Below are 24,169 nucleotides of genomic sequence, written 5' to 3'. Positions count from 1 at the left end.
CCAGCGCAGATGCCGTTCGGCCACCGACTGCCAAGCACCGAACTGCTCGGGCAGATCACGCCACGGAGATCCGGTGCGATAACGCCAGATAATGCCTTCCAACGTGCGCCGATGATCATTCCAGGGACGACCACGCCGCCGCCCCGAGGGCATCAACGGCTCGATCAACGACCACAAATCATCAGAAATCACATCAGCCCGGACCACCTGAACAGCATCAAGCACAACACCATTCACATTAAGCAGACACGCCCTAGTCCGTGCGACCGGCGTCGAGGAGGTGTACCACCGGCGTGCCCTGCTCGTCGGAGGCCGCCAGGTCCACTTCCACGTCGAAGCCCCAGTCGTGGTCGCCGGCCGGGTCGTCGAGGATCTGTCGTACCCGCCACACGGCGGGCTGGCGGTCGAAGATCAGCAGCCCGGGCCCCCGCGCGTCGGCGCCGGTGCCCACCTCGTCGTGCTCGGCGAAGTAGGCGTCCACCACGTCCGCCCAGCGCTGCGACGTCCATCCGGAGTCGGCGTCCAGCTCGCCGAGCTCGTCGCAGCGGCGCCGGGCGAACAGCTCCACCCGTCGGAACAGCGCGTTGCGGACCATCGCGGTGAAGGCCCGCTCGTTGGCGCTCACCGGCCGGGGCCCCACCGGCACCGCGACGGGTGCCTGCGGCGCCTGGTCGGCGCTGGTGAGCTCCTCCCACTCGTCGAGCAGACTGGAGTCGACCTGGCGGACCAGCTCGCCGAGCCATTCGACGATGTCGGTGACTTCCTCGGTGCGCGCCGCGGCCGGCACCCCGGACCGCAGCGCCTTGAACGCGTCGGAGAGGTAGCGCAGCACCGCCCCCTCGGAGCGGGTCAGCCCGTAGACGCTGACGAACTCCCGGAAGGTCATGGCCCGCTCCCAGATCTCGCGCACCACCGACTTGGGAGACAGCCGCCCGTCGGCGGCCCAGGGATTGGTCTGCAGGTACACCGCGAACGCGTGGTCGAGGAGATCCTCGAGGGGTTTGGGGTAGGTCACCTCGTCGAGCAGTTCGATGCGTTCGTCGTACTCGATGCCTTCGGCCTTCATCGCCGCCACGGCCTCGCCGCGCACCTTGTTCAGCTGCGCTGCCAGGATCTGGCGCGGGTCCTCCAGCGTCGCCTCGATCACCGACACCACGTCGAGGGCGTAGGTCGGCGAAGTCGGATCGAGCATGTCGACGGCGGCCAGGGCGAACGTCGACAGTGGTTGGTAGAGAGCGAAATTGGCCGGAAGATCGACGGTCAGCCGGTAGCGCCGGCCGTCGGGCCCGGGGTGGTCGAGGCGTTCCAGCACCCCGGCCTGCAGCAGCGAGCGGGCGATGCCGACGGCCTCCCGGATCAGGCGCAGCTGCCGTTTGCGCGGCTCGTGGTTGTCGGTGAGCAGGTGCCGCATGGCCAGGAACGGATCACCGGGGCGGTCGACGACGTCGAGGATCATCGCCGTCGACACCCGCATGTGGCTGGTCAGCGCCTCGGGGGCGGCCTGCACCAGCCGGTTCATCGTCGACTCGCTCCAGGGCACCATGCCCTCGGGTGCCTTGCGGCGCACCAGTTTGCGTCGCTTCTTCGGATCGTCGGCGACCTTGGCGAACTGTTTGAGGTTGGCGACCTCGTGCTCGGGAGCCTGCACGACGACCGTGCCCGCGGTGTCGTAGCCCGCGCGGCCCGCCCGTCCCGCGATCTGGTGGAATTCGCGCGCGCTGAGCAACCGGGTCCGGGTGCCGTCGTACTTGGACAGCGCCGAGAAGACCACGGTGCGGATCGGCACGTTGATGCCGACGCCGAGGGTGTCGGTGCCGCAGATGACCTTGAGCAGCCCGGCCTGGGCCAGCTGCTCGACGAGTCGCCGGTATTTGGGCAGCATCCCGGCGTGGTGTACGCCGATGCCGTGGCGGACCAGCCGCGACAGGGTGGTGCCGAACGCCGAGGAGAACCGGAACGCCCCGATGTGATCGGCGATGGCCTTCTTCTCGTCCTTGCTGCACACGTTGACGCTCATCAGCGCCTGCGCGCGCTCCAGCGCCGAGGCCTGGGTGAAGTGGACGACGTAGATGGGGGCCTGCCTGGTGTCGAGCAGGTCGCCGATCGTCTCGTGGATCGGTGTGGTCGCGTAGCTGTAGTACAGCGGGACGGGACGCTGGGCGCTGGCGACCAGCGCCGTCGCCCGGCCGGTGCGCCGGGTGAGGTCCGCGCGCAGGAACGAGACGTCGCCGAGGGTGGCCGACATCAGCAGGAACTGTGCCCTGGGCAGCTCCAGCAGCGGCACCTGCCAGGCCCAGCCGCGGTCGGGGTCGCCGTAGAAGTGGAATTCGTCCATGACGACCATGTCCGTGGCGGTGTGGGCCTCGCCGCCCTCGCGCAGCGCGATGTTGGCCAGGACCTCCGCGGTGCAGGTGATGATCGGCGCGTCGGCGTTGACGGCGGCGTCGCCGGTGAGCATGCCGACGTTGGCCGCGCCGAACACCTGGCACAGCGCGAAGAACTTCTCGCTGACCAGGGCCTTGATCGGGGCGGTGTAGTAGCTGCGCCGCCCGCCGGCCAGGGCCGCATACAGCGCGCCGGTGGCCACCAGCGACTTGCCGGAGCCGGTCGGGGTCGCCAGGATCACGTTGGCGCCGCTGACCAGTTCGATCAGCGCCTCCTCCTGCGCGGGGTACAGCGTGGTGCCGTTGCCCTCCGCCCACTCGGCGAAGGAGGCGAACAGCTCGTCGGGGTCCGCGCCCTTGGCGCGCAGGGGCGACAGGTCGCCCGGATCGGCCAGCAGGGGCGTCGGGCTACCGGTCGCGGGGGTGACGGTCATCGCCTCCAGCCTGCCTGATATCGGGCGTCGCCACCCCGGCAGGCCCACAGCGGGTGCTTCGGTGACGGAGAACCGCGGGTGCAGGCCCTCCCTCAGACCTGGTGCGGACATTCACGACTGTTCCTGCAGGGCGATCCGCAATTCGCGTCGCGACGTGACGCCGAGCTTGGCGAAGACCTTGCCAAGGTGCCACTCGACCGTTCGGTGACTCAGGAACAGGTGTTCGGCGATCTCTGTGTTGGTGAGGCCGTCGCGGGCGAGGCGGGCGATCCGGCTCTCCTGGGTCGTCAACGCGGCGACGGTCTCGGGGGGACGCGCGTAGATCGTCTCGCCGGTCGCCGCGAGTTCGCGGCGTGCCCTCAGCGCGAAACCCTCGGCACCCATCTCGGCGAACATGTCGTGGGCAATCCGGAGCTGGCGACGCGCCTCGGCACGGCGCTTCACGCGACGCAACCACTCGCCGTAGACGAGGTGAGTGCGTGCCAGGTACACCACGGCGGGACTGTTCTGCAGGTGTGTGATGGCTTCGCGGTACGCCGCGTCGGCGGCGGGTCCGTCGGCAACCAACGCCGATGAGCGCGCGGCGACGCCGAGTGCGGTGTCGGTGCCGCTGACGGTCGCGCGTTCGAGCAGGCGCTGCAGCGCCTCGGCGGCGACCGGGGCTTCCCTGCAACGGACGGCCGCTTCGACAAGCTCGACGAGAAGATACCCGCACATTCCCGGATCGTCGTATCGCGCACCGGATGCCGCGGCTTCCAATGCCTCCTGATACTGGCCGAGCCCGTTGTGCAGGACGGCCGCGGCGAACCGTGCCACCGAGATGTCATATCCCTCGCCGCGGCTGACCGCGCCCTCGATGGTCTCCTGCACGCCGCTACGGCACAGCTGTTCTTGTCCTCGGTAGGCGGCGAGGTAGGTCTTGATCGCCGCACGCAAGGGAGCCCCGGTCGCCGTGATGATGGCCGCGGACTCGTCGAGCAGTGCGTCCGCCTGCTCGAACTTGCCCGCCGAGACACAGATTCCGGCACTGGTCACCAGCGCGACGGGCAACATGGTCAGGGCACCCGCGGCGCGCAACTCCTCGACCTCGCGTGCGGTCAGGAAGTTGTAGGCGTCCTGGTCGAACAGGTCCAGGCAGATCCGCACGGTGAGATCGTGCCAGCGTGCATCCGCCACCCCGGACCGCAGCTCATTGAGGTAGGCGCCGATCGCGTCCCGCAGCAGCCGCGCCGCTGGAGCATACCCGCGGGTCAATCGGACGATCAGCCCATCGAGCAGAAGGTCGACCGCACGCGGCGGGTCGGGTGCGGGCGGGGCGCCACGGGCGGCCTCGGCAACCGACGGCGCGGAGTTGTGCTGCTCGTCGGACATCCGGCCCACCAGAATCGAGGCCAGCACGGCTCCGAGGTAGGTCTTTCGTGACTCCAACGGGTCCAGCGTTTCCAGCCGCTTCGCCGCCGCGAGCAGAAGTGGCGGTGCGTCAACACCGCGGCTGACGGCGAAAGCCATCTTCGCGCGGATGAGTTCGCAACGCGCCATGGACAACTCATCGTCAGTGCCGTCGTAGGCAGAGGAGACCAGACGAGCGGCGGCGTCCGTCATGCCGGCGTCCAGACTGGCCATGGCGGCGTCCAGCGCACGCCGGACGCGCTCGGTCGGATCCGGGGTCAGACTCGCTGCGTATTCCAGGAACGCCGCGGCGGCGGAGACACCGCCGCGGGCCCGGGCGCGCGCAGCCGAGCGTTCCAGCTCGTCGGCGATCTGCGCATCGGGAGCCTCGGCGGCATGGGCGCGGTGCCAGGATCGGTAGTCCTCGACCACCGACCCGGCAATGCTCGATGCGAGCGCAGCGTGCGCGCGGCGCCGATCACTCGGAGACGAGCTGCGATAGATGGCGGCGCGGATCAGCGGGTGGCGGAAACGGGGACCGGCCTCGGAGACGATCAGGCCGGCGGCCTCGGCGGGTTGTGCGGCCGCCCTGCCGATCCCGAGACGCTCAATGGCCGACCATATCCACTCCGGTCGACCGGCAGGGTCGGCGGCCACGACAAGCAGGAGCATCCGTGTCTCGGCGGGAAGTCCGAGCAGCTGTTGGACGAAGGTGCGCTCGATCTGAGTCTCCGTCGATGCGGCGGCGGCCAGTCCGTAGCCGCCCGCCAGCCCTTCCGGAGTCAGTGCCTTGTGCAACTCCAGCAGGGCGAGAGGGTTCCCGTTCGCCTCGGCGAGGACCGTTTCACGAACCCGCTCGTTGAGCCGTCCCGGCACCATCGTGGCCAGCAGAAGCCGGGCATCGTGATCGGCCAGCCCTTCGAGCGCCAGCTCGCGTTGACCCGCCAGCGCGTCGTCGGATTCGCGGTTCCGCGTGGCGAAGACCATCACCACGGGATCGGCCTGGAGCCGACGAGCAACCAGCGCCATCGCCTGCACCGAGGACGAGTCCACCCACTGGGCGTCGTCGATCACACACAGCACCGGCGACCCACCACCGGCTTCGGCCAACAACGTCAGCACAGCAAGCCCCACCAGCAGCCGGTCCGGCGCCGCACCGGAGCGGTGCCCCAACGCGACTCCGAGGGCGTGGGCCTGCGGATGCGGCAGCCGGCCGAGCAGATCCAGAAGCGGGGCACACAGCTGCTGCACGCCGGAGTAGACGAGTTCCATCTCCAGCTCGGCACCACTGACGTGCAGCACCCGGAAGTCCGACGCGCCATCGACCAGAGTCGCCAGCAGCGCCGTTTTGCCGATACCGGCCTCACCCCGCACGACGAGGACGCCGCTGCGGCCCCGCCGGGCGCCGTCGAGTAGCTCCGCGAGCACCTGCTGCTCGCCGTCCCGCCCGATCAGTGCCACGATTGGCATCGTCGCACGCGGCGACCGTTCGGGCTGCAAAAGCCGTGGCAGCGTGCTCAGTCCGGCATCGCCGCCACAATCTGTTCCTGGGTCAACGGCAGGGTCCGCACCCGAACGCCCAGGGCGTCGTAGAGGGCGTTGGCGATCGCGGCCACGGTCGGCCCCTGTGATGCTTCGCCCACGCCAAGGCTGGGATTGCCGTTGTGCGGCATCAGCTCCACGTTCACGTGCGGTACCTCGGAGAATCGCAGTATGGGGTAGCTCTCCCACGTGTCGCTGGTCACCGTCAGCCCGTCGAAGCGGACACGCTCCTTGCACGCCCAGCTGGTCGCCTGGATCGCGCCGCCCTCGATCTGGTTGGCCGCGCCGTCGGGATTGATCACCAGTCCGGCGTCCACGGCGATGTGAAGGCGTCGCACCCGGACCTCGGCAATCGCCTCCACCTCGGCCACCACCGCGCAGTAGGCGCTGCTGTTCTTGTAGCGCGCGTAGCCGATACCGCGTCCCACGGAGTCCGACGGCGCCCAGCGCGCCCAGCCGAAACTCTCTGCCGCCGACTCGATCACCGCCCGGGCGCGCGGGTCTCGGAGCTGGCCCAGCCGATACTCCAGCGGGTCCCGTCCCGCCGCCTCGGCCAGCTCGTCCATGAACGATTCGATCGCGAAGACATTGACGTAGGCACCCAGCGCCCGCATCGCCGAGGTGCGCAGGGGCATCCTCGCCAACTGGTGGCTGACCACCCGGTGCGCCGGGAAGGCGTAGCCGGGAACGGAGTTTCGCCCGCCGGTCCCCCCGGCTTCCAGGGGTGCCTCGGGGCCGGCGACGATCTCCTGGCCACCGTCGCGAAGGCTGTCCGCGAGCAGCGCGGTCCCGTCGGTGAATCCCGGCCGGGTGTTGTGGCTGCTGCCCCAGATTTCGTGGCGCCACGCAAGCACGTCCCCATCGGAGTCGATGTCGGCGGAGACGCGTACCACGGCCGCCGGACCGAGCGGCGCCCAGCTCAGTTCGTCGGCACGCGACCACACCACCTGGACCGGCCGGCCCGGCACCGCCCTGGCCATCATCACTGCATCCATAGCGGCGTCATCGGCGCCGTTGTGGCCGTAGCAGCCGGCCCCCTTCACGTGGCTGACGGCGATCCGGTCCTCGTCCATGGCGAGCACCCGTGCCAACTCCCGGCGTAACACGTAGACACCCTGGCTGTGGCTCCAGACCTGCAGGCTCGGTTCCCGGCCGTCGGTGTAGCGGGCGACCGCACACGAGGGACCCATCGCGGCGTGCGCGATGTAGGGGCGGTGGAAGACGGCCTCGTGAGATGCCGTAGCTGTCGCCGCGGCGCCCGGCACGTCCGGGGGGCCGGGCGCCCCGCCGTCGGCGAGCACAAAGGACTCGGTCGCGGCGGTAGTGAGGAAGGCCGCGAGTTTCTCCTCGTCCGGCAGCGTGGGATGCTCGTCCCACGTGCTGTGCGAGCGCAGCAGCTCGGCGGCGCGCACGGCGTTCTCCTCCCGCTCGGCGATCACGCCGAGGAAGTTCCCATCCCGCACCACGGCGACGACCCCGCTGATGTCTCCGAGCGAATCGGCGCCGGTCTCGGCAAGGACCGCACCGCGCGACGGTGGATGCACAACCCGGCCGTAGAGCATCCCGTCCGGGGCCATGTCGTGGACGAACCGCGTTGTGCCCTCGATGAGGTCCGGCAGATCGAGGCGCGGCACACTGATGCCCACCACCCGATAGCAGCCGGGGTCTTTGGGCGCCGCGGCCCCGGTGGCGTCACGCGCCAACAGCCCGTCGTCGGCGAGCTCCCAGTAACTGGTCGACCCCCCGCCGGGTGCGATGATCACGCCGTCGTCGACGCGGAGCTCACCGATGTCGACGTGAAGCCGGTCGGCGGCCAGACCCAGGTAGATCGTCTTGACCTCGGCGCCGGCCACCCGCAGCGCGGCACCGGATTCCTGCACCGACATGCTGGCCGCGGTCAATCCCTCGTCTGGGCTCACGCCGGTCTCGGCGCCGCACATGCGGATCCGGGCGACGGCCACGTCGAGCTCCTCGGCAACAACCTGGGCCAGCGCGGTCAACACTCCCTGCCCGAGTTCGACCTTGCCCGAACGCACCTCGACGACACCGGAGGGCAGGATGCGCAGCCACTGGCCCAGCCTCGGATTGGCCTGTAGCGAGCGGGGCAGCGCGCCGGGGCCGGTGGGCGTCATGAGGACGCCTGCTGCTCAGCGGCGCGGAGCTCCTCGGCGGCGGTCAATACGGCCCGCACGATCCGGTTGTGCGCGCCGCACCGACACAGATTGCGGTCCAGACCGGCGCGGACCTCGTCCTCGGTCGGCGCGTGGTTCTCGACCAGGAATCCGACCGCGCCGACGATCATCCCGGAGATGCAGTAGCCGCACTGGGCCGCCTGGGCGGCCACGAAGGCCTTCGCGACCGGGTGGGGTTGCCCGCCGGTGCCCAGCCCTTCGACCGTGGTGACCGCCCGACCCTCGAGCGCCCACAGCGGCACGCTGCACGAGTAGTCAGGACGCCCGTCGATGAGCACCAGGCACGCCCCGCACAGGCCCTGACCGCATCCGAAACGGGTGCCCTTGAGGCCGAGATCATTTCGCAGAACATAGAGTAGCGGTGTGTCGTCGTCGGCCTGCACCTCCCGGACAACACCGTTCACCGTGATTGTGGGCATGTGCTCCTCGTGCAGCTCTCGGGGGTGATCGGCGGGCTCACGGCCGTGCCGGCGCCGCGGCCACATCGGGCAGGCGGGCCCGCAACGTCGGAAACAGCGCCAACGCGGTGAGCGGCAGGGCCGCGAACTCCTGCTCGCTCAGGGCGGTCGAGCTCCCCAGATCCCTAAGGTACGCCTCGGTGATCTCCATCTGGGCCAGCGGATAGTCGGTGCCGAACAGGATGTGGTCGGCGGTGGTGAGTTCCAGCAACGGTGCCACCGAGTGCGCGGCGTTGGCGGTGTCGTAGTACAGCCCAGCGAGCTGGGAGACGATGTCCTCGGCGGTGACGGCCTGGGGATTCGGTACCCATGGACGTGGTCCCAGCGCCGCTACCCGCGGCCAGACCGCCGGTAGCGCACCGCCGCCGTGAGCGAGAACCATCCGCAGGTTGGGGTAGCGCTGGAATACCCGAGCAAACACAGCGTCCACCACGGTGCGGGGTGTGTCGAACACGAACTCCAGAACGGGTCCGGGCCGTCCGCATGCGGTCAGATCGAGCCCGGCGGGTGCGCTGGGGTGAACGAACACGGTGGCGCGACGACGGTCCAGTTCGGCGAACACCGGATCATAGAGCGGATCACCGAAATAGGTGCCCCGGCAGTTGGTGGTCATCACGAAGCCGTCGGCACCGAGCTCGTCGGCAACACGCGCGATCTCGTCGACCGCGCCGCCTGGGTCGCCCACGGGCACCGTAGCCAGGAACCCGAAGCGATCCGGGTGGGCGGAGGCCGCCGCCGCCCCGCGGTCGTTGATCTCACGCACCCGCTCGACGGGGGCGTCCACCGGCATGGACAGCAGCTGCAGGCGGATGCCGTGGGTGTCCATGAACGACAGCGCCGCTTCGGCGGCCCATGCGGGTGCCGGCGGCCCGGCGAAGTGGTTGGCCACCAACCAGGCGTTCTGGGTCTCGCGCTCAGCGGCGTCGAGGACGGGGAAATTGTGTGAGTGCACATCCACGAACCCGGTCATGAGGTGTCGACTCATCGCACTGCCCCTCCTTTCGTGGCACAGCTATGGGTTCGGCCTTGCGTGTGCACCGGTGGTGTCGTGTTGGACTCTGCCGAAACCGGCGGCCCCACGGACCCGTGGTACCCCCGTGACCCCGGGATCCCATCATGTGGGCAGCGCCGATCGTGCGGTCTCGACGACGCCCGCCGTGGTCCCTCGGTCACGGGGATCTCACGGGTCCGCAGACGCACCCGCGGTGCTGGACTGGTCTCATGCCCGACGACGATGCCCCAGACGCTGCGCTGGCGTTCGAGAGGCGATGGTCGATCCGCGTCCGCGTCAACGGTGCCGTTCATAGCGCCGAGGTGCAGGTACGGACCACCCTGCTGGACTGGTTGCGCGAGTCGATCGGGCTGACTGGCGCCAAGAAGGGCTGCAACGAGGGTGCCTGTGGGACGTGCACGGTTCTCGTCGACGGCCGGCACATGAACGGGTGCCTGACCCTGGCGGTGCAGTGCGATGGGCGCGAGGTGGTGACGGTGGAAGGGCTGGAGGGCGCCGACGGCACCCTGCACCCCGTCCAGCGGGCATTCGCGGAGTACGACGCCTTCCAGTGCGGCTACTGCACCCCTGGCCAGATCCTCTCGGCGGTCGCCTGCATCGCCGAGGGTCATGCCACCGACGAGGCCACCGTGCGCGAATGGATGAGCGGCAATATTTGCCGGTGCTCGTCGTATCCGCAGATCACCGCGGCCGTGCTGGCCGCCGCTCACGGGCAGCCACGGTGAGGGATTTCGGGTATGCCCGCGCCGGGGACATCGCGTCGGCGGCGACCGCGCTGGGCCGTGGCGACGCCGTCGCCATCGCCGGCGGAACGGAGTTGTTGAACTGGTTTCGGCTGGGCATCGCCGATGAGGGCCGCGTCGTCGACATCAACGACATCGACGAGTTGCGCGGGATCACCCGGCGTGACGACGAACTGCTCATCGGTGCGTTGGCGACGCTCAACGAGGTTGCCGAGCATCCCGCCTTGGGTGACGGTGCGGAGGCGCTGGCCTCGGCGTGCCGTCAGGCCGCATCCGCGCAGTTGCGCAACCGCGCCACCATGGGCGGCAACGTGCTGCAGCGCACCCGCTGCCCCTATTTCCGTGCGGAGGCGCCCCTACCCTGGGGCTGCAACAAACGCCTTCCGGGAAGCGGTTGCTCGTCGCTGACCGGCCAACATGAGCGCCAGGCGATCCTCGGCTGGACCAATGACTGTGTGGCGGTGCAGCCCTCGGACCCTGCGGTGGCGTTGGCCGCACTGGACGCGTGGATCGACGTCATCGGCACGGACGGGCCGCGCAGCATCCCGATGACCGAGTTTCACCTGACCCAGCAAGAGGCGGCGGCCACAGGTGAGCCACAACGCGAGAACCGCATGAACCCCGGCGAGCTGATCACCGGCTACCGCCTGCGGCTGCGTCCCGCCGAGGGGCAGGCGTATGTCAAGGTGCGTGAGCGGGCGTCCTACGAGTACGCGATCGTCGCGGCTGCCGCCACGGTGCGCAGCGACGCCGGCGTCATCGCCGAGGCCCGGGTAGCGCTGGGGTCGGTCGCTCAGAAACCGTGGCGCCTCGACGAGGCCGAGGCCGACCTCGTGGGTCTCCCCCTCGACCGGGACGCCCTGCTGCCGGTGTTCGACCGGGCCCTGGCCGTTGCCCGTCCCCTGCCGGGCAACGGCTTCAAAACGGTCCTGGCGGCACGGGCGGCGGCACGGGCCCTGCTGACCGCGGCGGGTGCACCGTGATGTTCACCCGCTACGAGGCCACCGCCAAGGTCACCGGTGCGGCTCGCTTCACCGGCGATCACCACCCCAAGGGCCTGCTGCACGCGGTGCTGGTGGGGGCGCCCGTGGCAGCCGGGCGGGTGACAGCGGTGGACGGTGTGGCCGCGCGCCTGCTGCCGGGCGTGGTCACCGTCCTGACCGCCGAGGACATGCCGGCTTTTCCCGAACTTTCCCCGCCGGCCGGTGTGACGCTGATGCCCTTCACCGACAACATGATCCGCTACGAGGGACAGCCTGTCGCGATCGTCATCGCCGATTCGGTGGAGGCGGCGGAGGCCGGCCGCGAGTTGGTGGCCGTCGACTGCGAGCGCACTGATCCGGTGCTGCTCGGTGCCGGTGCTCGCGAGCCGGCACCGGGTGAGTTCGGCGGCACCTTCGAGCAAGGCGACCTGGCCGAGGCATGGTCGCGGGCCGCGTTCCGCATCGAGCAAACCTACTGGCAGGCACCCCGCCACCACCACGCGATGGAGACGTCGGGCACCGTCGCGCAGTGGGATGGTGAGCTGCTGACGTTGTGGGACTCGGTGCAGGCCGGTGCCACGGTGCCGCCGGTGATCGCCCACGCACTGGGGATCGACGCCGGGCACATCCGCGTCATCGCCCGCCACATCGGCGGCGGATTCGGCTCCAAGAGCTACATCTGGCCACATGAGATCCTCGCCGCGGTCGCCGCCGGAGCCACCGACAGACCCGTCAAACTGCACCTACGCCGCGCCGACCAGTTCAGCAATGTCGGCTACCAGCCCTGGATGGAGCAGACCATCCGGCTGGCCGCCGACACCTCCGGCCGGCTCCTGGGCATCGAGCACACCGTGGTCAACAGCACCGGAATGGTCGACACCCATGTCGAGCCGGCCACCATCGCCGGCAGAAACCTCTACGCCGCGGGCGCCATCCGCACCCGGCAAGTCATCGAGCGGGTCAACCTCAACGCGCCGTCCCCCATGCGGGCACCGTTGGAGGGCCCCGGCATGTGGGCGTTGGAATGCGCGATGAACGAGCTTGCCGAAACCACCGGGATGGATCCACTGGACCTGCGGCTGGCCAACTTCGCCGAAGTCTGCCCCGAGGACGGCCGACCCTGGTCGAGCAACAAGCTCAGAGAAGCCTACGTGGAAGGAGCCCGCCGCTACCGGTGGCGCGAGCGCCACGAGCTGCCACGCACCGACGGGCCGTGGGTAATCGGGCACGGTATGGCGACCTGCACCATGGGCAGCTTCCGGTTTCCCAGCGCGGCGCGGGTCCGGCTCCGCGCCGACGCGACGGTGGTGGTGGAGACCAACGTGCACGACATCGGCACCGGCGTGCAGACGATCCTGTGCCAGATCGCCGCCGACGAGCTCGGCGTTCCGCAGGACAACGTCGACATCTACTGGGGCGACACCGATCTTCCGGTAGCCGGGCCGGCCTACGGGTCGTCGACCACGATGAGCGCCGGCAGCGCGGTGGCCGCCGCAGCCCGCGATGTCGCCAAGCAGCTCGCCGACCGCGCCATCCAGGGCGTGGCGGCCGATGCGCTGCGCAACGCTGGGATCGACGAGATCGTCGGCCGCGGCTGGTTCGAAACCCCGGCGGGTGTGATGAATCTGGACGGCGCGGACACGGGGGCTGCGATGCGCTCCTGGGGTGCCATCTTCGTCGAGGTCGGGGTGGACCCGGATTTCGGACTGTTGCGCCTGCGACGCGCGGTCGGGGCGTACTCGGCGGGGCGCATCCTGAATCCGGTAACGGCGCGCGCTCAGATGACCGGCGGAATCATCTGGGGTTGGGGCAAGGCCACGTTGGAGGAAAGCGACCAGGAGCGGGTGCACGGCCGCTGGCTGGCCAAGAACCTGTCGAACGTCGCGGTGCCGGTCAACGCCGACATCCCGGCAGCCCTGGACGTGTCGTTCATCGACGAGTTCGACGACGCGGCCAGCTTGATCGGCGCGCGCGGGATCGGCGAGCTCGGCGCGATCGGTGTCGATGCCGCGGTGGCCGCCGCCGTGTATGACGCGGTGGGTGTACGGGTGCGCGACCTACCCATTTTGCCGTGGAAGGTGCTGACATGACACCAAGGACGAGGACGTGGTTCGTCACCGGGGCGTCCCGGGGTATGGGGCGCGAACTGGTGGTGCAGCTTCTCGAGCGCGGCGACACCGTCGCGGGCACCCTGCGCCGGCCCGAGCAGCTCGACGACCTGGCGACGAGGTTCGGGGATCGGCTGTGGCTGCGGGCCCTCGACGTCACCGACACCGGCGCGGTCCGCCGGGTCGTCGGTGAAGCGTTCGCCGACCTGGAAAGCATCGACGTCATCGTGTCCAATGCCGGATACGGCGTGTCCGGTATCACCGAAGACCTCAGTGACGAGGACGTACTCGGGATGATCGCGACCAACCTGACCGGATCCATCCAACTGGCCCGCGCGGTGGTGCCGCATCTTCGCACCCAGGGCGGTGGCCGGTCGACCGGCCACCGCCGATCCCCGAGGAGATGCTCGGCAGTCCCGAACGCGTGGCCGCGGCGATCATTCGCGCCGCCGGTGCCGAGGAGCCACCGCGGCGCCTGGTGCTGGGTTCGGACGCGTGGACGATGATCACCGACGGGCTCTCGCGGCGCCTCATCGACGTCGCGGCGCAGCGCGAGAACGCCGCCTCCACCGATATTCCCGCCTACACACTTCGGATAGAGTCTTGGAGTGAGTCCGCCACGCCATCGTGATAGGCCAAGCATTCGTGACGTGGCCCGCGCGGCGGGAGTATCGACGACCACCGCCTCCGACGCCCTCAACGGGCGCGGGCGGTGCAGCCCCGAGACTCGCGAACGGGTGGTCCGCCTCGCCGAGAAGCTCGGGTACCGCGCGAATCCGTCGGCCCGCAGCATGCGATCCCAGTCGACCGGGATCGTGGCGGTGATGGCCCGTATCGAGCGCGAGGCGACGTGGTCGGCCGGCGATCTCGAGTTCCTCACCCGCATAACCCAGGAGATCAGCACTGTTGCTTGGGATTTGGGGTATTTTCCCACCCTGGTGCCCAGCACCGCCACACTCGAGTCGCTGGCCCGGCTGCCGCTGGAGGGAATGGTCGTCATCGACCCGATCGGTATCGATCCGGTGTGCGTGCTGCTCGATGACCGGGAGATCCCCTACGTCTGTGTCAGCCCGGACGACGACATGCGTGAGGTCGGACGCTGCAGCTGGGTGGACAACGACGCGCAGGCGTTGACCCGATCGCTACTGGATGCGCTGACCCGACGCGACGGGCGCACCGCTTTGATGGTCGCCACCGAGAGCCACCAGCGATATCTGACCGATCCGGTTGCCGCCTTCCGGCGGTGGGTGGACGAAACCGGCAACGAGGGGCGGGTCCTGCTGCTGCCGTCGGACAGTGACACCACCACGTGCTATGACCAGGTCCTGTCCGCCTGCACCGGCGGCACTGTGGATCTGCTCTACATCGCGGCCGAGATCTTGGCCGCGCCCACGCTGCACGCGGTACGGCAGGCCGGCCTGTCGGTCCCCGGCGACCTGCAGATCGTCGCGGCCTCGGACGGCCTGTACGCCCGCTCGGCCATGCCGGCGCTGACGTGTATCGACCTGATGCCCGAAGAGCTGGGCCGCGCGGCCACCGAGATGCTCGACGGCCTGCTCGCCGGCGCCGATCCAACCTCTCTGATCGTCGACGGTCAGATCCGTTGGCGCTCTTCGACCTCGGCGTCGATGAGCTCGACGATCCGGTAATTCCGCGAATCGATCAGCCCACGGTTTCCGATCCTTAGTTCCGGGATCGCGCTGACGGCCAGCAGTGCCAGCGCGGTCGGCGGGTTCTCCAACGTGCACCCCAACCCGCGTAGCGCGGACACGACCTCCTCGAGTTCGACGGCGGCCTCCTCGACCGTCTTCTCGGTGACCAGACCCGCGATGGGAAGCGGGATGGCGGCCAGCACCCGCCCCTGGTCGACGACGGCGATGCCGCCTCCCATGCCCTCCACTTCGTTCAGTGCGGCCAGGAGGTCGGCGTCGTTCGTCCCGACACCGAGCAGGTGATGGGTGTCGCGCGCGGTGGATTGCGCGAGGGCGCCGCGCCGGATACCCAGTCCTTCGACGAACCCCAGCGTGATGTCGCGGGGGCCCTCGTGGCGGGTGACCAGGACCAACTTGAGCAGGTCGGCGGCCACGTCGGGGCGTAGTTCGCCGTCGGCGGCTGCCACGTGACGAACCCGGTGTTCGGTGGGAACCACCCGGTCGACGAGCCCGATGACGTTGACCGGTAACGGCTCGTCGGCATCCGGGGCGGGGATGCGCAGATCCTCCACCGACAGCGCGGGCGTGAGCGTCACCGATTGGCGCGACCGGGTCGGGTAGACCGACGGCGCACCGCTGCTGGTGGGCCGGTGGTCCAGACCGTCGACAATGACGTGGCGGGGCCGGAACTCGTGGAGGTCGTCGACGACGACGATGTCCGCGCAGCGCCCCGGGGCGATCGACCCCAGGTCCTGGCGGCGGCCCAGATACTCCGCGGGTGTGACGGTGACGCACTGGATGGCGACGACCGGGTCCACACCGTGCTCGATCGCGACCCGCACGGAGTTGTCGAGGTGGCCGTGGGTACGCAGGAACGCCGGGTCCACGTCGTCGGTGACGAACATGATGTGCCGGCGGTCCACCGAACCGTCCTTGAGCAGCGGCGCCAATGCCGCCATGTCGTGCCAGGCGGACCCCTCTCGGAATTGCACCCACATGCCGGCCCGCAGTTTGGCCCGGGCGTCCTCGACGTTGACGCTCTCGTGGCAGGAGTCGATCCCGGTGGCGGCGTAGGCGGCCAGCCGGTGATCGTTCCAGCCGGACAGGCTCCAGTGTCCGGTGGCGATCAGCCCGCGCTCCAGCGCGGCGGCGATCATGGCAAGCATCCGCTCGTCGCCGTCGAGCACCCCGGCCATGTTCATCATCTCCCCCAGCGCGCCCACCGCGGGGTCGTCGAGCAGCGCCGCGACGTCGGCCGGGTCCAGGCGAGCAGCCGAGTCTTCCAGGCTGGGCATCGGGGGGACGCACGCCGGGACGGCCAGGATGGTCTTCAGCCGCTGCAGGCGTGCCTCCTCCAGCATCCAGCAGATACCCTCGGCGCCGAAGACATTGGCCATGTCGTGATTTTCGATCAACACCGTCGTCGTTCCCGCGGTCAGCGCGGCGTCGGCGAACGGCCCGATGGTGACCATCGCGGACTCGACGTGGACGTGGGTGTCGATCAGCCCGGGTACCAGATAGCTACCGGAGAAGTCGGTCACCTCGGTGTCCGGACCGATCGCGGGCGCCGCGTCACCGAGGTAGGCGATCCGCCCGGACGCGATCACGACATCGGCCGGATACACCTCGGCGGTGTGCACATTGACCACCTGCGCGCCCAGCAGCACCCGGTCGGCGAAAGCGCGGCCCATGCACACCGAGGTCAGCGTTGCCGCGCATTCCCACAGCGGCACCGCCTGCCCCAGGGGCCGGGCGCTCGGGGGCACGGGCTGTCTCACTGCAGTCATCGGTCTCCTTCGAGGCGGGGTTTCCAGCGGTCATGGAACTCGAACAGCGGAAGACGGCCGAGTGTCCTTATTTCGGTGGTGAATTCGGCGAGCGCATCGCCGGCGCCGCACCCTTCGAGCATCAGCGCGGCGGCTCCGACGATCTGCGCGCCGGCGGTACGCAGGATCTGCAGCGCGGCGCGCGCCGAGGCACCGGTGGAGATGACGTCATCGACGAACACCACCCGTTTCCCGGCCACGGCGGGCAGCCGTGCCCGATCCAGTCTCAGTTGCTGGCGTCCGTCGGTGGTGATGGACGTCAGCGTTTCGGTGATCGCATCCACCAGGTGCAGCTTCGGCGACTTGTGCAGCACGACGAAGTCGTCGAGGCCGAGCACCCGGCTGACCTCGATGGCGACCGGGATGCCGAGGGTGGCGGCGGTGACGATGCACTCCGGGCGCAGGTCGGCGATGGCCTCGGCGAGCTCGGCGCCCGCGGTCTGCAGGAATGCCACCCCGTGGTCGAAGGTGATCAGCAGCGCGATCGCGGTGCCCTCGTCGAGCGGGACGATCGGCAGCGCGACGCTTTGGGAGCCGACCTGGGCCTGGTAGGTGTTCACCCGGCGAGTTGCGTTTCGTGGGACACCGATTCCAGCCAGTCCGGAAGGTCGCGGAAATCCACAACGGTGAGCGGTATTTCGGCGTGCAGTTCCGGCGGAATCGTGCTGAAGGTGCCGGCGATGATCGCCACCGGTGGTCCGGGTGTCCATTTGGTCCAGGCCAGCTCGGTCAGGGTTCCACTGCTCAGGCCGACACAGATCATGGCGTCGGACAACAGGCCGATACGGTGGTGCTGTTCGAACCAGGAACAGTCCTCGACGATGCGGTGACACCGGGTCCGATGCGTGGCGATCGCCGGGATGCCCGCAGGTTCGCTGGGGCCGCTGGACGGGCAGATGCCGATCACGTGCGGACCGTCCGTACTGAGGTAGCCGTCGAGGGCGGCCAGCGCCACCCCCCGGTCCGGGACGACGACCATGGTGTGTCCCATGGTGGCCAGCAGCGCACCGGCGTCGTGCGCGGCCCGGTGGTAGCGGGCCGGGTCCAGGCCGGCCGCGGCGGACACTCTCGTGATGTTGGTGGGACCGATCATTCCGACAGTCAGCGGAGTCATATGCTTGCGGCCTCGGCCCGCACCGCCTTGCCGGCCCACAGGACGTAGATGGCCGAGGAGACGATCATCGAGGCGATGATGCTGATGTCGGCATCGGCGAGCAGCCCCGACGAGATCGGTCCGGTGAAGATCGGAGTCGAGATGGTCAGCACGGCGGTGACCGCGCCCGCGATCAGAGCGACGAAGGCCGGGGTGTGGAAGCCGTTGTCGCGCCAGTAGATGCCGTCGCGTCCGGCGAAGAACCCGTCGGTGTCGTAGCGGCCGCGGCGCAGCCAGTAGTCGGCGATCTGGATGGCACCCCACGGCCCCAGCCACACCATGACGAACAGCAGCATGGTGGTGACGAAGCTGTAGAAGTCCGAGCTGAACAGCGCGACCACCACCACGACGCCGCAGATGATCAGGTCGAGCATGACGGCCTGGACGCGGCTCAGCGGGGCGCCCAGTGCCTGCAGGGTGACCCCCGACGAGTACAGGTCCAGGCTGTTGATGGCCAGGAGCTGCAGGATGCCGAAGATCAGGTAGGGGACGAAGAACCAGCTCGAGAAGGTCTGGGGCAGACCCGAAATGGGGTCGGCGGAGTCGGCGGAGATGGTGGAGACGGCGGCTCCCAGGATCATCAGGATGGTCATCGGGATGGCCGCTCCCACCAGCATCGCCCTCATGTGTGAACCGTGGGTGGTGTTGGTCGGCAGGTAGCGCGAGTAGTCGGACGCGTTGGCCATCCACGACACGCCCGAGACCGACATCGCGACCGCGAGCCCGGTGACGAACAGCGGCAGGTCGGCGTCCGGCACCGAACCCGGCTGAATCTTGCCCAGGGTCAGTACGGCGAGGATGCTGAAGAAGACGATGGCCGGGATGACCAACAGCCGCATGGCTTTCTGAATGGCGCCGTGACCCAGGCGCGGCAGCACCCCCTGGATGATGATCACCGAGATCACCACGGCGACGGTCACCACCATGGACTTGCTCATGCCCCACGAGTCAAGGAGAGCGAGCACGGCGACCACCACCATGTAGAGGCCGCTGGTCTCGAACACCAGCTGTGAGAGCCAGTTGAAGAACGAGGCGATGCGGCCGCCCCGGTAGCCGAAGGGCGCTCGGCTGGTGACGAACGCGGTGGTGCCCGAGGCGTTGCCGGCGAACGAGGTCATGGCCGCGATGCACCAGGTGAAGTTGGCGATGATGATCGCGACGATCGACTGCCACAGCGACAGACCGGTCAGGCCGACCAGCGCGCCGAAGACGACCGTCTGCACGTTGCACAGTCCGCCCGTCCAGATGTAGGCCAGATCGCGTGGCCGCATCCGTCGGGCGTCCTCGGGGATGATCGCGATGCCGTGGTCGGCGTCGAATCGCGCCCGCCGCTGTTTGACCGTCTGTGCGCTCGTGGTCGCTTCCATGCCACACCTCCTCTGCCGGAACGTTTCGGCACACGTTAGGCATGGTTTGTTTCGCCGCAGTCGCCGGTGTGTAACGCGTGCCGTAACGTTCCGGCATCCCCTGCGCGGGCGCGCCCGCTGCGGCACAATCGCCGGGCATGGGCACCGTCGCGGTCACCACCGTCACCGGCCGGGTGGGCTCGGACGAGCTCGGGGTGGTGCTGCCGCACGAGCACCTCTACTTCGACTTTCGTGCCGGCACCCAACCCGATCCCGCACATCCGGAGATGCTCGACGCCACCGTGGGTCCCGAACTGGCCTGGTATCTGCGTGAGCGGCCCTACGGCTGCCGTGACCATCTTGTCGTCGACGACGACGAACTGCTCGCCGAGGAGGTCTCGGGTTTTCGGGACATCGGTGGGCGGACGGTCGTCGATCTGACATTGCCGACCATCGGCCGCAACCCCGAGGGTCTTCGGGAGCTGTCGCGACGCTCGGGTGTGCAGATCATCATGGGCAGCGGCAACTACATGGAGGAATTCCACCCGGCCTCCGACCTGGACCTGAGCGTCGACGCGATGGCGTCGGCGCTGATCTCCGAACATACCGACGGGATCGATCCCGCCGCACCGCGACCCGGCGTGATCGGCGAGATCGGGGTCTCACCCGACTTCACCGACTGGGAACGACGCTCACTGCGCGCCGCCTGCGTCGCGCAGCGGGAGGTCGGCGTGCCGCTGTTCATCCACATTCCGAGTTGGGAGCGCCTGGGTGTCGAGGTGCTGCGGGTCGTCCTCGACGAACAGGGCGTCGCACCGGGCGCTGTGGTGCTGTGCCACATGGATGCCTCGGGCACGGACCGCGACTACCAGCGGCGCCTGGCCGAACGCGGCGTCTGGCTCGAGTTCGACATGATCGGCATGCCGTTCTGGCTCACCGGGGAAGGCCGGTGCCCCAATCCCGACCTGACCGTCGAGTCGCTGGCCGCACTGACCGCGAGCGGGCACGGTCACCAATTGCTGCTCAGCCACGACACCTTCCTGAAGACCATGTTCCGGCGCTACGGCGGTAACGGGTTGCTGTTCGTCACCACATTGTTCGCCGAACGGTTGGTGGAAAGGGGAATCGAGCCCGCGGCCGTCGCTGCGATGTCGACCTCGAATCCGAGGCGACTGTTCGAGGAGGCCGGGGCGTAGCCCTCGTCGCGGAGACTCGGCACCGGGTCCCCCGGGGGAACGTGGAGCGCCATGTATGCGCCACAGACCGGCTCAGGTGTTCTCGAAAGTGGCGCTGGTCGTCACGCAACCGCGCATCAGAAAAGTTGAACGGTGCGCTTGCCGGTGAGGTCCTCGATGCCGCGGCGGGCACTCGTGTGGATATGGTCCGGTACCGGCAGATCGGAGAAGGCGAGGTCGCACCACTCCATCATCTGTTCGAGCATCAGCTTCTGGTCGAGCAACGTATCCCCTTCCTCGCCGCCGGACGGGCCACCGCTGAGGGCAACCCCGGTCGTGATCTCATCACCGGAGGCACTCCGGCGATGGGTCCAGCGGCCTGCCCGGGCACCAGCGGGATCCATGCCGAACCCGCGAAACTCAAACCGGATGTCCGGCAACAGCATGGTGGGTTCTGATATCTGGACGTATCGGAAAGGATCGACGATCTGCCGCAGGTCTTCTGTAAGGGTAGAGAGCGCAATCCCCTGGTGGCCGATGAGCTGACGGAGTACCGCTATCACGGCGTCCACCATCTCGGGGTCTCCTGCCCAGGCGGCACGCACGTTTTCATACTGGTCGATCGAGCGACGAGTGACGTCGGCATGGCGGGCCAGTGACTCCGCCCACGGTCGTAGGCCTGTCGTCTCGTCCCAGTGACTCCACATGCGATCGATCGACGAGGGATCATCCATGTCACAGCGCCACCGGGGATCCTCCGGCGTGGCGTCGACAGCGACCATCAGCCGTGATAGCCGGCTCGTCGGACATCCCGCAGCCCCGTCCATTTCGAGATTGCCGAAGAGCGCCCACGTCGTGATGGAAGGGATCCGCCGGACCACAGAGACGGAGTCCTCGTCGGCCGAGAGCTGCCGGGCCAACGTGTAGCAGGTCTGCCACGCCCGCGCCTGGGGCGCAGTGCTGTTCATCAGGAGATTCGCGAACCGGGAAAACTCCAACTCCCCCTGGGCGACCAAGATCGCAGCGAGCTGAGCCGACAATGCCGACGCCTCATGGACGTAGGGCGGCCGCAAATGGCTCAGCACCGCGGGAACGTCGAACCCCTCGGTGAGTTGACTGATCCGCAGGTATGCCCTGACGGCGGCATCGGTGTGGGCCTCGAACTGGTCCTGGGTGAGCCTGTGACCAATTGAAGTGACTCCTGCTGCCAAGTTGGTCAAGAGATCTGATTTACTCCGCGAAGGCAACTGCACCGCGCCCACCTGACGTCCGAACAGCTGGGACCAGTCGCCCTCATGTGACCGCCGCTCGGCCTCGGGCAATATCGCCCAGCGGGTGAGCGGCAGCGGTAGCACGTCGCCCGGCAGGTCCCGAGCAGCCGACAGCGCCTGACTTCCGTTGATGAGAGCTTGCAGGCGCATGCGAAACACCGTCGTGCTGTAGGGACTGAGCAGGAAGTCCAGGTAGTGCCGATACTCGTGATCGAAGACCGACAGCAGCGCAATCTCGTGCAGGCCCGTTTCGGCGGCCTTCGGCGATCTCAGTCCGCCGGGGCCGGTCATCGCTGCCCGAACAACGTTGTAGTCGTCGGGACAGTCGAAAAGAAAGGTCAGTCCCAGGAATCGCGGGTTGAATCGGCCGTACTCGGGCAGGAGAACCTCATCCAAGGAGGCTCGATCGTTCATGGCAGCTGAGTCAGCGGCGCGAGAAGATCCTGCAGTTCTTCGGCCGTGACGTCAGGGGAGATCTCGACCACCACAGTCGCGAGAGCCGATTTCAGCCGCAACGTTTGTTTCTTTTTGGATCTGCGGACGACCCGTTTGACGACCTCGATGATTTCGAACACGCCTTTGACGATCACAATGATGGCAGCCGCCTCGGCGAGGCCAAACCTCTGTTCAGTGAGGTCGGTCGCGGGCTCAGTGGGCGTCACCGCGGCGCCGGGATCGGCCTCAAACTCGACCGTCACGCTGGAGACGAATTCGGGATCACTCTCGATCAACACACGCATGGCCAGCCCCCTACAGTCCACCGGTGATACACCGGCGGATGGTACTCGCCTCCCTGTCACCGGGCGAGTGTGCGCGGGTACCAGGTTGCTCGCACAGTCGCCTGCACGCGCCCCGGTGTCCTCACCCGCACCGAACTCGCGGTAGCGGGCCACGCACGTGGTGGCGCACGCTAGTGAAGTACCGATTTCAGCGGCGACGTGCGAGATGGCGCGAGCCCGACAACGCTGCACGAGTCGGCGAGGGCCCTATCCGAATGGCACGCATCAGTACGCGGTTCCCATCGCAGCGTGCACTTCGTCGAGGGTTTGGTTTGCCGCCACGTTGGCTCGCCGGTTCCCGTCCCGCAGAACGCTGCGCACGAGATCGGGGTCGCGCGCGAAGTCGGTGCGACGTCGACGATGTGGGGTGAGGAACTCGTTGACCGCGTCGGTAGTGAGCTTCTTCAGCGCCCCGGACCCGGCGTCGCCAATGTCGTTGGCAAGCTCTTGTTCAGCGCGGCCGGAGCACAGCGCAGCCGTGGTCAACAGCGCGGACACGCCGGGACGGTTGACGGGATCGAACGTGATGCGTCGCTGGGAGTCGGTCGGGGCGCGGCGAATCAGGTCCGCTGTTTCGTCGGCGGTCATCGACAATGCGATCGCGTTGCCGTAACTCTTGGACATCTTCCGCCCGTCGAGACCGGGAACTTCCGGGGCCGAGGTGAGCAGTGCCTGCGGTTCGGGGAACACCGCGCCGTAGCGTTCGTTGAAGCGTCGCGCGATCACCCGGGTCAGCTCGACATGCGGCAGGTTGTCTTTCCCCACGGGGACCAGGTTCCCCTTGCAGAACAAGATGTCGGCGGCCTGGTGGACCGGATAGGTCAGCAGCAGTCCGCTGAGGGCGCGGCCGGATGCGGCATGCTCCGCTTTGACCGTGGGATTGCGGTGGAGCTCGGCCTCGGTCACCAAGCTCAGGAACGGCAGCAGGAGCTGGTTCAGTGCCGGGACCGACGAGTGCGTGAAGATGGTGGCACGGTCGGGGTCGATCCCGGCAGCCAGATAGTCCAGCACGGCGGTATAGACGTTCTCACGGACCCGACCGATCGCATCGCGGTCGGTGATCACCTGGTAGTCGGCGAGGATCACGAACGTGTCGACACCCAGACCATGCAGCCGCACCCGCTCGGAGATGGTTCCGAAATAGTGACCGAGATGCAAAGGGCCCGTGGGGCGTTCGCCGGTGACAATGCGGTACCGGTCGGGGTGCTCGGCAACGACGGCACGCAGCGTGTCGCTGCGCTGGATGGTGGCAGAGAAGGTATTCAACGTACAGCTCCTGGATGGTCAAGGGGGCTGTACAAACCTCGATCAAGTCAGATGACTAGCGGGCTGCGTACAGCCCGCGGACATGGCTAGACGGGCTGCTGGAGCAGCCACCACCACGCATGTCGAATGTCGATCACCAGGCAACGATAGCAACCACGGCGCGAGCGCCTGCCTGCCGGCGAACGATCGGAACGCCACTATCCTCAGCAGCCACCACATCGACCCCGCCACAAACCACCGGCGCCACCAAAACAAAAACCCCGACCGATGGCCGGGGAATCTGTAACCCATGTCGCGACTCAGCTGTCACCAATAACGCGACTCGTATGGTGGAGCTAAGGGGATTCGAACCCCTGACCCCCACACTGCCAGTGTGGTGCGCTACCAACTGCGCCATAGCCCCGTGAAGTTGTGCTGTTCGAAGTTACACCACCGACATGCCTGCCTCAAAACCGC

The 24,169-nt window shown here is 68.3% G+C and carries 19 protein-coding genes and 1 tRNA gene; 6 read left to right on the top strand and 14 right to left on the bottom strand.

Features of this window, described 5'->3' with window-relative positions; all coding sequences use genetic code 11:
- The 6 genes from CSR00_RS07045 to CSR00_RS07020 form a co-directional block, all read right to left on the bottom strand.
- The coding region (locus CSR00_RS07045) for a transposase (RefSeq protein ID WP_245905878.1) at positions 1 to 207 on the bottom strand (207 nt) is incomplete at its 3' end.
- Positions 208 to 253: 46 nt separating this feature from the next.
- Positions 254 to 2,818 carry a DEAD/DEAH box helicase gene (locus CSR00_RS07040; RefSeq protein WP_099021673.1) on the bottom strand — a complete coding sequence of 855 codons (2,565 nt, stop codon included), beginning with the start codon at positions 2,816 to 2,818 and terminating at the stop codon, positions 254 to 256.
- 111 nt (positions 2,819 to 2,929) lie between these two features.
- Entirely contained in the window at positions 2,930 to 5,677 is a 2,748-nt protein-coding gene (locus CSR00_RS07035; RefSeq protein WP_099021672.1) for an AAA family ATPase, read from the bottom strand.
- A 47-nt stretch (positions 5,678 to 5,724) separates the two neighbouring features.
- Positions 5,725 to 7,881, bottom strand: coding sequence for a xanthine dehydrogenase family protein molybdopterin-binding subunit (locus tag CSR00_RS07030; protein ID WP_099021671.1), 2,157 nt, complete (start codon positions 7,879 to 7,881; stop codon positions 5,725 to 5,727).
- Positions 7,878 to 8,360, bottom strand: coding sequence for a (2Fe-2S)-binding protein (locus CSR00_RS07025; RefSeq protein ID WP_099021683.1), 483 nt, complete (start codon positions 8,358 to 8,360; stop codon positions 7,878 to 7,880). Before CSR00_RS07025 ends, CSR00_RS07030 begins: the two co-directional genes overlap by 4 nt.
- A 37-nt stretch (positions 8,361 to 8,397) precedes the next feature.
- Positions 8,398 to 9,384 (bottom strand): amidohydrolase family protein, encoded by a 987-nt coding sequence (locus CSR00_RS07020; protein WP_099021670.1) that lies wholly within the window; start codon positions 9,382 to 9,384, stop codon positions 8,398 to 8,400.
- 236 nt (positions 9,385 to 9,620) lie between these two features.
- Between CSR00_RS07020 and CSR00_RS07015 the strand changes: the two genes are divergently transcribed.
- The 5 genes from CSR00_RS07015 (at position 9,621) to CSR00_RS06995 (ending at position 14,894) form a co-directional block, all read left to right on the top strand.
- Positions 9,621 to 10,136: a (2Fe-2S)-binding protein gene (locus CSR00_RS07015; protein WP_099021669.1), complete on the top strand. Its 516-nt coding sequence runs from the start codon at positions 9,621 to 9,623 to the stop codon at positions 10,134 to 10,136.
- Positions 10,133 to 11,137 carry an FAD binding domain-containing protein gene (locus tag CSR00_RS07010; RefSeq protein ID WP_099021668.1) on the top strand — a complete coding sequence of 335 codons (1,005 nt, stop codon included), beginning with the start codon at positions 10,133 to 10,135 and terminating at the stop codon, positions 11,135 to 11,137. Before CSR00_RS07015 ends, CSR00_RS07010 begins: the two co-directional genes overlap by 4 nt.
- Positions 11,137 to 13,227 carry a xanthine dehydrogenase family protein molybdopterin-binding subunit gene (locus tag CSR00_RS07005; RefSeq protein WP_099021667.1) on the top strand — a complete coding sequence of 697 codons (2,091 nt, stop codon included), beginning with the start codon at positions 11,137 to 11,139 and terminating at the stop codon, positions 13,225 to 13,227. The genes CSR00_RS07010 and CSR00_RS07005 overlap by 1 nt, the downstream gene beginning before the upstream one ends.
- Positions 13,224 to 13,751 (top strand): SDR family NAD(P)-dependent oxidoreductase, encoded by a 528-nt coding sequence (locus CSR00_RS07000; protein ID WP_218014435.1) that lies wholly within the window; start codon positions 13,224 to 13,226, stop codon positions 13,749 to 13,751. Before CSR00_RS07005 ends, CSR00_RS07000 begins: the two co-directional genes overlap by 4 nt.
- A 144-nt stretch (positions 13,752 to 13,895) precedes the next feature.
- Positions 13,896 to 14,894: a LacI family DNA-binding transcriptional regulator gene (locus tag CSR00_RS06995; RefSeq protein WP_176561935.1), complete on the top strand. Its 999-nt coding sequence runs from the start codon at positions 13,896 to 13,898 to the stop codon at positions 14,892 to 14,894.
- Here CSR00_RS06995 and CSR00_RS06990 read toward each other — a convergent pair.
- Genes CSR00_RS06990 through CSR00_RS06980 form a run of 4 tightly spaced genes read right to left on the bottom strand, consistent with a single transcriptional unit; the run spans position 14,840 to position 19,243 of the window.
- A complete protein-coding gene (locus tag CSR00_RS06990; protein ID WP_099021665.1) occupies positions 14,840 to 16,684 on the bottom strand; it encodes an adenine deaminase in 1,845 nt (614 codons plus the stop codon). The two genes, CSR00_RS06995 and CSR00_RS06990, sit on opposite strands and share 55 nt — an antisense overlap.
- A complete protein-coding gene (locus CSR00_RS06985) occupies positions 16,681 to 17,283 on the bottom strand; it encodes a phosphoribosyltransferase family protein (RefSeq protein WP_218014434.1) in 603 nt (200 codons plus the stop codon). The genes CSR00_RS06990 and CSR00_RS06985 overlap by 4 nt, the downstream gene beginning before the upstream one ends.
- Complete coding sequence (locus CSR00_RS30990; RefSeq protein ID WP_218014433.1) at positions 17,280 to 17,789, bottom strand: SLOG cluster 4 domain-containing protein; 510 nt, start codon at positions 17,787 to 17,789, stop codon at positions 17,280 to 17,282. The genes CSR00_RS06985 and CSR00_RS30990 overlap by 4 nt, the downstream gene beginning before the upstream one ends.
- A 44-nt stretch (positions 17,790 to 17,833) precedes the next feature.
- Positions 17,834 to 19,243, bottom strand: a complete 1,410-nt coding sequence (locus tag CSR00_RS06980; protein ID WP_099021663.1) for a purine-cytosine permease family protein — start codon at positions 19,241 to 19,243, stop codon at positions 17,834 to 17,836.
- A gap of 137 nt (positions 19,244 to 19,380) precedes the next feature.
- Here CSR00_RS06980 and CSR00_RS06975 point away from each other — a divergent pair, with 137 nt between their 5' ends.
- On the top strand, positions 19,381 to 20,418 hold the full coding sequence (locus CSR00_RS06975) for a phosphotriesterase family protein (RefSeq protein WP_099021662.1): 1,038 nt from the start codon (positions 19,381 to 19,383) through the stop codon (positions 20,416 to 20,418).
- 116 nt (positions 20,419 to 20,534) lie between these two features.
- Here CSR00_RS06975 and CSR00_RS06970 read toward each other — a convergent pair whose 3' ends face one another.
- The 4 genes from CSR00_RS06970 to CSR00_RS06955 all read right to left on the bottom strand — a co-directional run bounded on the left by CSR00_RS06970 (position 20,535) and on the right by CSR00_RS06955 (position 24,116).
- Positions 20,535 to 22,082 (bottom strand): hypothetical protein, encoded by a 1,548-nt coding sequence (locus tag CSR00_RS06970; protein WP_099021661.1) that lies wholly within the window; start codon positions 22,080 to 22,082, stop codon positions 20,535 to 20,537.
- The gene (locus CSR00_RS06965; protein WP_141564304.1) at positions 22,079 to 22,408 is read right to left on the bottom strand and encodes a hypothetical protein; all 330 of its coding nucleotides are present in this window, start codon (positions 22,406 to 22,408) and stop codon (positions 22,079 to 22,081) included. Before CSR00_RS06965 ends, CSR00_RS06970 begins: the two co-directional genes overlap by 4 nt.
- A gap of 264 nt (positions 22,409 to 22,672) precedes the next feature.
- A complete protein-coding gene (gene trpS / locus CSR00_RS06960; protein WP_099021659.1) occupies positions 22,673 to 23,713 on the bottom strand; it encodes a tryptophan--tRNA ligase in 1,041 nt (346 codons plus the stop codon).
- Between the two features lie 327 nt (positions 23,714 to 24,040).
- Positions 24,041 to 24,116 (bottom strand) — tRNA-Ala (locus tag CSR00_RS06955).
- Positions 24,117 to 24,169: the final 53 nt, after the last annotated feature.

Source organism: Mycolicibacterium palauense (assembly GCF_002592005.1).
GTDB classification, from domain to species: Bacteria; Actinomycetota; Actinomycetes; order Mycobacteriales; family Mycobacteriaceae; genus Mycobacterium; species Mycobacterium palauense.
This window is presented reverse-complemented; position numbering and strand designations above follow the sequence as displayed.

What these genes read in the sequence shown, in the direction of transcription:
- CSR00_RS07035 (WP_099021672.1), bottom strand. Translation starts at nt 5,677, where the DNA reads ATGCCAATCGTGGCACTGATCGGGCGGGACGGCGAGCAGCAGGTGCTC.
- CSR00_RS06990 (WP_099021665.1), bottom strand. Translation starts at nt 16,684, where the DNA reads ATGACTGCAGTGAGACAGCCCGTGCCCCCGAGCGCCCGGCCCCTGGGG.
- CSR00_RS07030 (WP_099021671.1), bottom strand. Translation starts at nt 7,881, where the DNA reads ATGACGCCCACCGGCCCCGGCGCGCTGCCCCGCTCGCTACAGGCCAAT.
- CSR00_RS07025 (WP_099021683.1), bottom strand. Translation starts at nt 8,360, where the DNA reads ATGCCCACAATCACGGTGAACGGTGTTGTCCGGGAGGTGCAGGCCGAC.
- CSR00_RS07020 (WP_099021670.1), bottom strand. Translation starts at nt 9,384, where the DNA reads ATGAGTCGACACCTCATGACCGGGTTCGTGGATGTGCACTCACACAAT.
- CSR00_RS06970 (WP_099021661.1), bottom strand. Translation starts at nt 22,082, where the DNA reads ATGAACGATCGAGCCTCCTTGGATGAGGTTCTCCTGCCCGAGTACGGC.
- CSR00_RS06975 (WP_099021662.1), top strand. Translation starts at nt 19,381, where the DNA reads ATGGGCACCGTCGCGGTCACCACCGTCACCGGCCGGGTGGGCTCGGAC.
- CSR00_RS06965 (WP_141564304.1), bottom strand. Translation starts at nt 22,408, where the DNA reads ATGCGTGTGTTGATCGAGAGTGATCCCGAATTCGTCTCCAGCGTGACG.
- CSR00_RS07015 (WP_099021669.1), top strand. Translation starts at nt 9,621, where the DNA reads ATGCCCGACGACGATGCCCCAGACGCTGCGCTGGCGTTCGAGAGGCGA.
- CSR00_RS07000 (WP_218014435.1), top strand. Translation starts at nt 13,224, where the DNA reads ATGACACCAAGGACGAGGACGTGGTTCGTCACCGGGGCGTCCCGGGGT.
- CSR00_RS06980 (WP_099021663.1), bottom strand. Translation starts at nt 19,243, where the DNA reads ATGGAAGCGACCACGAGCGCACAGACGGTCAAACAGCGGCGGGCGCGA.
- CSR00_RS07005 (WP_099021667.1), top strand. Translation starts at nt 11,137, where the DNA reads ATGTTCACCCGCTACGAGGCCACCGCCAAGGTCACCGGTGCGGCTCGC.
- CSR00_RS07040 (WP_099021673.1), bottom strand. Translation starts at nt 2,818, where the DNA reads ATGACCGTCACCCCCGCGACCGGTAGCCCGACGCCCCTGCTGGCCGAT.